Below are 3,214 nucleotides of genomic sequence, written 5' to 3'. Positions count from 1 at the left end.
CCCTCCGTCCCCTCCCTCTTCCCCACCGAGCAGGGAACAGCATGCGAGTCCGCGTCCGTGCCCGACGGCGCGGACGAGGAGTCGCTCGCCCGGCACGCGGGGGAGGGCACTGCGGCGGCGAGCCAGGCGAGGTCCGCCCTGGAACGGATCCTGTGCGGCCCAAGTGGTCCGGGTACGGCGAGCCTGCGCCCCGGCGGGCGGGAGGCGCCCCCGGTAGCCGAGGCGTCCGGGCCGCCTGCGCAGGGCGAGCCGATCCCCGGTCTCTACCACCATCCGGTGCCTGAGCCCGACGCGGCGCGAGTGGGAGAGGTCAGCCGCAGGATCAAGAGGTGGGCGGTGGACGAGGTCCAGGCCTACCCCCCGGAGTGGGAGGAGGAGTTCGACGGCTTCTCCGTCGGCCGCTACATGGTCGCCTGCCATCCGGACGCTCCCACCATCGAGCATCTGATGGTCGCCACGCGGCTGATGGTCGCGGAGAACGCGGTCGACGACTGCTACTGCGAGGACCACGGCGGCTCACCCGTCGGCCTCGGCAGCCGCCTCCTGCTGGCGCACACGGCTCTCGACCCGCTGCACACGACGGGGGAGTACGAGTCGGGGTGGGTGGAGTCGCTCCAGTCGGACGCTCCTCGGCGCGCCTACCGGTCCGCGATGGAGTACTTCCGGCAGAAGGCGTCCCCCTCCCAGGCCGACCGGTACCTGCACGACATGTCCCGTCTGCACCTGGGGTATCTCGCGGAGGCCGCGTGGGCCCAGACGGAACACGTGCCCGAGGTGTGGGAGTACCTGGCGATGCGCCAGTTCAACAACTTCCGCCCGTGCCCCACCATCACCGACACCGTCGGCGGCTACGAGCTCCCGGCCGACCTGCACGCCAAGCCCGCCATGCAGCGGGTCATCGCGCTCGCCGGAAACGCCACCACCCTCGTCAACGACCTGTACTCCTACACCAAGGAACTCAAGAGCCCGGGCACGCACCTCAACTTGCCCGTCGTGATCGCCGAACGGGAGGGCCTCTCCGAACGGGACGCCTATCTGAAGGCGGTCGAGGTCCACAACGACCTCATGCACGCATTCGAAGCCGAGGCCGCCACCCTGGCCGCTGCCTGCCCCGTCCCGAGCGTGCTGCGCTTCCTGCGGGGGGTGGCCGTGTGGGTCGACGGCAATCACTACTGGCACCAGACCAACACCTACCGGTACAGCCTGCCCGATTTTTGGTAAGGACGGACTCAACTGTGACCAGCACCGAGCTCACCACCGCACAGGGCGCCCCCGCTTTCATCCCCGCCCCGGCATCGCCCTACCAGGGTGACATCGCCCGCTACTGGGACCAGGAGGCCAGGCCCGTCAACCTGCGCCTTGGCGAGGTCGACGGGCTTTACCACCACCATTACGGCATCGGCGACGTCGACCACGCCGCCCTCGGCGACGTCGGCGAGGGCGGTTATGAGAAGCGGTTGATCGCCGAGCTCCACCGTCTGGAGTCGGCGCAGGCCGAGGTCCTCCTGGACCACCTCGGCCGCGTCGGGCGTGACGACATGCTCGTGGACGCCGGCTGCGGCCGGGGCGGTTCGATGGTCCTGGCCCACCAGCGATTCGGATGCGAGGTCCGCGGAGTCACGCTGTCGGCCAAGCAGGCCGACTTCGCCAACGAGCGCGCTCGTGAACTCGGCATCGAGAACCATGTGCGCGCCCGCGTGTGCAACATGCTCGACACGCCCTTCGAGACGGGGCAGGCCGCGGCCTCGTGGAACAACGAGTCGAGCATGTACGTCGACCTGCACGACCTGTTCGCCGAGCACGCTCGCATCCTCGCGGTCGGCGGGCGCTATGTGACCATCACCGGCTGTTGGAACCCGCGTTACGGCCAGCCCTCGAAGTGGGTCTCGCAGATCAACGCGCACTTCGAGTGCAACATCCATTCCCGCCGGGAGTATCTGCGTGCCATGGCCGACAACCGTCTCGTCCCGCAGGCCGTGACCGACCTGACGGCCGCGACCCTGCCGTACTGGGAGCTGCGGGCCACCTCCTCCCTCGTCACCGGCATCGAGGAGGCGTTCATCAACGCGTACAAGGACGGTTCATTCCAGTACCTTTTGATCGCTGCCGACCGCGTCTGATCCACAGCTGACCGGAAGGCCCGGGCCCGTCACCCGGGGCAGACCCGGGCCTTCCGGAACGCAGTGGCGGACCCGGCCCGGTGGGTCGCGCGCGGAGCGCCTGGGCGGATTCCGTGCGCAGGTCGGGCCCTCCGCCCGCGCGCAGTCCGGCTGCGGCCCGTGCGGCGACGACCTGGCGCACCCGTGCCGTCAGTGTGAGGGCCGGCCGGTGATCCAGTCGTAGGCCTTCCGCGCGTCGAACGCGCGCTGTCCGCCGGCGAACAGCAAACCCGCCTTAGTGAAGGCGGGATCCTCGGCCGACGCGGGCACGTAGGGGATGGCGATGCACCGCATGCCGGCACGGTGCGCCGCCTCAGCGCCGGGCACGGCATCCTCGAGGACCACGCAGTCGGCCGGCTCGACGCCCAGCCTGCGCGCGGCCTCCAGGAACACGTCCGGTTCCGGCTTGCCGTGCGCCACCTCCTCGGCCGAGACGCGCAGCGGCAGCAGAGCGTCGAGGCTCGTCGCGCCGAGGACGGCGTCGATGGCGGTGCGCGACGACCCGGAGGCGACAGCCAGCGGGATGCCGGCGCTGTGCAGGCGCTCGACCAGTTTCCGCATCTCGCAGAACACCTCCGTACCCGACCGCGCAAGCTGCAGGTAGAGGCGGTTCTTCTCGGTCAGCAGCTCGTCCACGGGAGTCGTCAGTCCGTGTACGCGGCGCAGGGTCTCCAGGGTCTCCCGGGTGCCGACCCCGATGAACCGTGAGTGCTCCTCCCAGGTGAAGCCGCGGACACCATGGGCGGCCAGGAGTTGCCTGCCCGCCTCGTAGTAGTGGGGCTCGCTGTCGACGAGGGTGCCGTCGAGGTCGAAGACGACCGCCGGGCGGGCGGAGGAACTGCTCATGCGTTCCAGCATGCCAAACCCCAGGCCGGCTACCGCGGCCCCCTCGACGCAACCCCGTCGAGGCGGGCTCCCGCGAGGAGAGTGGCGCCCGTCCTCAGGCCGCCCTCAGGTGCCGTCCTCAGGCCCCCTCAGGCGCCCGCGCTCAGGCCGCCCTCAGGCCGAGGCGGGCGGATCGGAGGCGCGCGGGGCAGGGGCGGGCGCTTCCGAKS

3 protein-coding genes are annotated in these 3,214 nt (G+C 70.7%); 2 read left to right on the top strand and 1 reads right to left on the bottom strand.

Annotated elements, in window-relative coordinates; all coding sequences use genetic code 11:
• Positions 1-57 precede the first annotated feature (57 nt).
• Positions 58-1,221: a family 2 encapsulin nanocompartment cargo protein terpene cyclase gene (locus AB8Z75_RS32940; protein WP_369208490.1), complete on the top strand. Its 1,164-nt coding sequence runs from the start codon at positions 58-60 to the stop codon at positions 1,219-1,221.
• A 14-nt stretch (positions 1,222-1,235) separates the two neighbouring features.
• Positions 1,236-2,120, top strand: coding sequence for a geranyl diphosphate 2-C-methyltransferase (locus tag AB8Z75_RS32935; RefSeq protein WP_369208488.1), 885 nt, complete (start codon positions 1,236-1,238; stop codon positions 2,118-2,120).
• Positions 2,121-2,309: 189 nt separating this feature from the next.
• On the opposite strand, the gene AB8Z75_RS32930 is transcribed toward AB8Z75_RS32935, so the two are convergent.
• Positions 2,310-3,005, bottom strand: coding sequence for an HAD family hydrolase (locus AB8Z75_RS32930; RefSeq protein WP_369208486.1), 696 nt, complete (start codon positions 3,003-3,005; stop codon positions 2,310-2,312).
• Positions 3,006-3,214: the final 209 nt, after the last annotated feature.

Source organism: Streptomyces sp. PU-14G, assembly GCF_041028275.1.
In the GTDB taxonomy this organism is placed as follows: domain Bacteria; phylum Actinomycetota; class Actinomycetes; order Streptomycetales; family Streptomycetaceae; genus Streptomyces.
This window is presented reverse-complemented; position numbering and strand designations above follow the sequence as displayed.